Source organism: Skermanella sp. (assembly GCF_059503625.1).
Genome location: NZ_JCACHA010001193.1, coordinates 1 through 4,789, shown reverse-complemented (window position 1 = coordinate 4,789; position 4,789 = coordinate 1). Strand labels below are relative to the sequence as shown.

Sequence of the window (4,789 nt, the reverse complement as noted above, 5' to 3'; positions counted from 1 at the left end):
TTTCTACCTACCTTTAGGTATCATCACACCAGCTTTTCACCGACAAATCGTACTCACCAGCTGGGTTCCACGACGTCGTACTCGTAAGAGAAGTAGTCTGTCGCAGGGTTGGTATTGGGCCAGGTAGCTCATCAGCTCAGCCGTCTCACGAGCTTTCAGACCAACTTTTCGGGAAGCAATACGACCGTTCGGAGCCTTGTACGACACGCGACGTGTGTAACCGCTTTTCATGGCGTAAGAGATGATTGCCATCAGGTCGCTTTGGTCCGTGATCTCCTTGATCTGTACTGGACGGGGAATGGCTGGGGACTTCGGGAACATGGCGTGTAGAATGCGTTTCAACTCGGCTTTCGGTACCCCCCAGATGAGTCCATACAGGTGGAGCTGCCAATGAGTCGGGATGCGTTTCTCGCGCTTCGTCTCGTCGTGGTTCATGCTGGCGTCGATACCGAGCAGGACCTGAGCATTTTGCGGTAACTGACGACCGAAACGCCGGCACAGGCTTTCCTTGGCCTTGGCCAGGGACAAGGTTGACAGGCTGCCAGGTTCCTGAGCCATGTTGGCTGGTATGATGCTGACAGCGTACAGCGGCGTGTCTGATAGATCTTCGATCAGTTGCATGACCGCGGCGATGAACCAGCGGCGGAACTGGCGGCCACAGACGGGACAGTGAGCACGCCAGCATGGTTGGTCGATGAGACACCCTAACAGGGCATTCGCTGCTTCTTCTTCACCTGCTGCTTTGAGTGTGCGGACTAAGCGGGTGAGTTCCCCCTCGGCCTGCTCTTGTGTTTCGAAACGGCGGTGATGAAGTGCAGCGTCGTGCTCGGGGCAGGGGGTGTAGCCGATGAAGTGTGGTCTATGCTTCATTACGGCCGTCCTCCCTCGTTCCAGCCGGATCGGTCGGCACGGCTTGCTGTTCGATTTCGGGAGTGGTTGACGCTGGCGGGGCGCTCTGAACCGCCTCGGGCGTGGATGGGGAAAGGGGCTTGCTGGAAGTGCAGCCTTCAGGAGAGCTGCAGGGGTGGTAATGAGCGAGCATGATTTCGATGAGCTCGTCCATGCGGTCGTAGAAGCTCCTGAATTGTTGAGCTTCCTCTCGCGATTTTGTGTGACCGGGAGTCATGAGCGGTCCCCCATCGGGCGGTAAGTGCCCAGATGGCGCATCCAATTCTCCAAGTCTGACCGGCGGATCCGCGTCAGCCGACCGACTTTGACCGCGACGAGTTCGCCACTGCCGATGTGCTTGTAAATCGTTGTCCGGCCGACACGAGCCTCGCGGGCGGTGTCGAGGATGGTCAATAGCTCTTCCGAAAAATTCTGTCTCATTAATTTCGTTGACACGCTCCTACTCCTTTGGACGGCCCTGTACGGGGCTGGTTGAAGGGGAGCTCATTAATTAGCAGGCGTTCGTCGGCGGCTTGGTATTGATCTTTCGCTGGGTTGAGGCGAGCCGGTATCTCCATACCTATTTTACGATAATTTTATCTCCCTTCGCTTCCTTGCACTTTTTCGGATTTTTACGTGATTTCGGATAAAGTACGTTGTTAATAACGCTGTCCAATCTTCTATTCTTCCAGTATGAGGGAAGAACAGGTCGGAAAACTGCTTCAGAAAGCTCTTTGAATATCCCGGAGGCTCCGTCGCCAGACCCGGTATTGCTCAAGGTTGCACGTTTTCCAGAGAACTTTTCGTATACGTCGCGCAACAAGGCGATGACTTGCCGCATTGGATAGTTGCGGGTGCGGTCGGATTTTCTAAGTTCAAGCTCTTTGAGAATGACGGTTGCACGCTGTCGCATGATTTTCAAGTTCGTGAGGTGATCTTCTAAAGCATCAGCAGGATTGGTGAGAATCTTTCCAGGTTCATCAATTTTACCGTGGAACAACAGAGATTGCCATCCAGATGCGCTAGGATATCCCGTTACCATCCATGAACTTTGTCCTTTGGCATCTAACATGTTTATGTCAGCGGTCATCGTATTATTTTCAGTGCTGGGTTTTTTGACGGCCAATTCTTGGTCTAAAGCTGCATTTATGTTAAAAATATCTCGATTAGACGTCGCGAACTCTCCGGCTGACAGTAGTGATTTGTCTAAATATAAGATAAACCGCTTGGCTTTCTTATATTCTTTGGAAGGGTTGAGGTTTTGCTCGCGGTTGTGTAAATAAATATATAGCATTACAGTAAATTTAACAACCTGAAAGAAACTTTGGACTTCAGCTGAATCTTGAATGCCCGCTATTCTTGCAAGTTTGAGTGCGCCGCTGTCGGAATAAAGCCGGTTTATGTCCAATTCGTTTATTTCTATAATCTCTATCTTCTTTTTTGCCATGATGTGCCTCCTGATAGATGGCGTGCTTCATTGAACATTCTTCCATAGGGGTGCTTTACTGTCCCTTGGGCTTCTGCGTTGCTCAATACTGTTCAGGTTGAAATGCCGAGGGCAGGGGAGGCGGCACGGATAACATCCGCCACGTAGGATTGGGACAGGTGGGCGTAATGTTTCTGCGTGATGCGCGTATCTGCATGCCCCAGTTGCTCCGCGATAACCTGCAGGGGTACGCGTTGCATCGCCAGCCGGCTGGCGTAGGTATGGCGCAGCACGTGGAAGCTGATGGCCGGGACGACGCCGGCTGCCGCGCACGCGCGTCTGAGCGGTCGCGAGTGGTTGGCTTCCGCCCAGGAGGTGCCGGAACTCGTTGTGAATAGCCGATCGGCGCCGGAACGTCCTTCAGTTAAACCCTTGAAGAACGCGACGCCTTCATCGCTCAGCACGATGTGTCTGCCCTTTCCGCTCTTGGCCCGCCGGATGTGCAGGGTGCCATTATTCAGATTGACATCGGCCGCGACCAGCGCAGCCAGTTCTCCGAAGCGAGCCCCGGTCAGCAACGCCGCCTGAACCATCGGACGGAAATCAGGAACACAGTCTTCGACTAGCCGGCGGCACTCGTCATCGGTGAGGTAGTGGACCTTGGCGGTATCGACCTCGCGAAATGGGTGGACGCGCCGCCATGCCTCATCAGTGGCGATGTCGTTTTCGCGATAGGCCCGGCTGAGTGCGGCTTTCAGCACGTTGAGGATGCGGTTTGCGGTAGACCGACGAGATGCCTTGGCCTCGGGAGTATCAGGCATGCTCCGGTGTTTTACTGTTTCTCCCGCTTTGGATCTGACACGCGGTGGGCTGGCGGCGATCTTCTCGTGCCAATCGCGAATGCGCCGTGCGGTCAGTTCGGCACAGTCGATGGTGCCGAGTTCGGGCAGGATGAAGCCGTTAACGATGTACTCGACCCTCTCGGCCGATTTGCGGTGCAGCCGGTACCAAGCCAAGTATGAGTGCAGGGCATCAGCGACCGTGAACACCGACTTGACCTCTGCGGCTTCGACAGTGGCCTTGTCGGTCGCGGCCAGTTCGGCGAACCAAGTGCGGGCTGCGGCTTGGGCCTGGGAGAAGGAGAGAACATGGACGTCATCAGCATCAACGATGTCGTCGGCGGTACCGAGCGCTTTGAAGCGCCGACCGGCATCTGCGGCATAGTGTCGGGCGATCCACGTGCCGCCGCGAACCCCCTTCCGGTATCCGATCGCCAGCCCCTCTGACAGCGTGCGCCAGTGTGGTTCGCGACGTGCTGGAAGCTTTAATCGAGCGCTGCGGGTGGTGAGGTTTGCGTCGGCGACGGTGCGCGCCATCCTGCCATCTCCCTGATTTCTGTGCCGTGGTTCGCGAGACGATCCAAGCCGATCATCAAGTTTGTACGGCATGACGTACGGCATAAGTGTATGCGATCAGTCGCGAACGCACAAGGTCAAAGGAGGTGGGAGGATCTAACGTTTTGAAATTTTATTGTTTTATATCAACTATTTGCCCCTGTTCGTCAACGTTCATCGTCGTTCAGCTTGTCTCTCATAACCGCGCTGACTTGACTCTTTCACGGCGGTAACAGGGGTTCGAATCCCCTTGGGGACGCCATCTTATCAAGCACTCAGCTTGAAGCGTTGCGACTTTTGCAACTCAGGCTTTGCTTCGGCTCAGGCGTCGAGTTCCAACAATTTCCAATATTGCTTCCGCGATGTATCTGTCGTGGACATCCCATCTCGACCCCAGATCAGATCGCAAAATGATGTCCCTCCAAGGACTTCGTGGCGTGAGTCGCCGATTACATCTGGAACAAGGTGCCGGCGATTGCAGGCGAAACCTGCCGCGGAGCGATAAATAACCCTACCAACGTTCCGCCGCTACACAAGCAGATCAGGCCGGGAGCGCCAGATGACAGGCGACGAAATGGCCAAGCGCTCCCAGCGGTCGAAGAGCCGGTTCCTCGCCGGCGCATCTTGCGACCGCCAGGGGACAGCGGGTGTGGATGCGGCAGCCGGGCGGAGGATCTCGCATGCTGGAGCGGCTATGTTGGGATGACCTTCTACAAGACGGCGCATATGGGCGAACGCGGCGGCATCGTCCACGCCGTCGGGTGCAATGGCAACGGCGTCGCCCTGATGACCTATCTCGGCCACCAGACCGCCCTGAAGCTGCTTGGACGGCAGAACCGTCCCTGCGCCTTCGACCGCGACGCATTTCCGTCCCACCCGCTCTACCGGGGCAAGGCGTGGTTCCTGCCGGTCGTCGGCGGCTGGTACCGGATACGCGACCGAATGGACCGTCTGACGGCGATGGTATGATGAGCGGCCGGCCGGAAACGAACTTGTAACCGGATCGGCCGCATCGCCTCCCCGAGGGGCCGCGCCCGGCTGTCGGGCGCCGGCCCGTGCTTCGGCGCGACGCGCCCGGCGA

At 56.3% G+C, this 4,789-nt stretch carries 5 protein-coding genes and 1 tRNA gene; 2 read left to right on the top strand and 4 right to left on the bottom strand.

Annotated elements, in window-relative coordinates:
* Positions 1–36: 36 nt before the first annotated feature.
* From AC5JJ6_RS41960 to AC5JJ6_RS41945, 4 genes are all read right to left on the bottom strand, one after another.
* The gene (locus AC5JJ6_RS41960; RefSeq protein ID WP_496047751.1) at positions 37–870 is read right to left on the bottom strand and encodes a hypothetical protein; all 834 of its coding nucleotides are present in this window, start codon (positions 868–870) and stop codon (positions 37–39) included.
* 252 nt (positions 871–1,122) lie between these two features.
* A complete protein-coding gene (locus AC5JJ6_RS41955; protein WP_496047750.1) occupies positions 1,123–1,302 on the bottom strand; it encodes a helix-turn-helix domain-containing protein in 180 nt (59 codons plus the stop codon).
* A gap of 166 nt (positions 1,303–1,468) precedes the next feature.
* Complete coding sequence (locus tag AC5JJ6_RS41950; RefSeq protein WP_496047749.1) at positions 1,469–2,335, bottom strand: hypothetical protein; 867 nt, start codon at positions 2,333–2,335, stop codon at positions 1,469–1,471.
* Between the two features lie 92 nt (positions 2,336–2,427).
* Positions 2,428–3,690 (bottom strand): tyrosine-type recombinase/integrase, encoded by a 1,263-nt coding sequence (locus tag AC5JJ6_RS41945; protein ID WP_496047748.1) that lies wholly within the window; start codon positions 3,688–3,690, stop codon positions 2,428–2,430.
* A gap of 197 nt (positions 3,691–3,887) precedes the next feature.
* Here AC5JJ6_RS41945 and AC5JJ6_RS41940 point away from each other — a divergent pair.
* Together AC5JJ6_RS41940 and AC5JJ6_RS41935 are read left to right on the top strand one after the other, a co-directional pair.
* Positions 3,888–3,970, top strand: a tRNA-OTHER gene (locus AC5JJ6_RS41940).
* Positions 3,971–4,410: 440 nt separating this feature from the next.
* Positions 4,411–4,677 (top strand): hypothetical protein, encoded by a 267-nt coding sequence (locus AC5JJ6_RS41935; protein ID WP_496047747.1) that lies wholly within the window; start codon positions 4,411–4,413, stop codon positions 4,675–4,677.
* The last annotated feature ends 112 nt before the right edge of the window (positions 4,678–4,789 follow it).

Excerpts from the sequence above, each read along its gene's own strand:
- AC5JJ6_RS41960 (WP_496047751.1), bottom strand. The coding sequence starts at position 870 with ATGAAGCATAGACCACACTTCATCGGCTACACCCCCTGCCCCGAGCAC.
- AC5JJ6_RS41950 (WP_496047749.1), bottom strand. The coding sequence starts at position 2,335 with ATGGCAAAAAAGAAGATAGAGATTATAGAAATAAACGAATTGGACATA.
- AC5JJ6_RS41935 (WP_496047747.1), top strand. The coding sequence starts at position 4,411 with ATGACCTTCTACAAGACGGCGCATATGGGCGAACGCGGCGGCATCGTC.
- AC5JJ6_RS41945 (WP_496047748.1), bottom strand. The coding sequence starts at position 3,690 with ATGGCGCGCACCGTCGCCGACGCAAACCTCACCACCCGCAGCGCTCGA.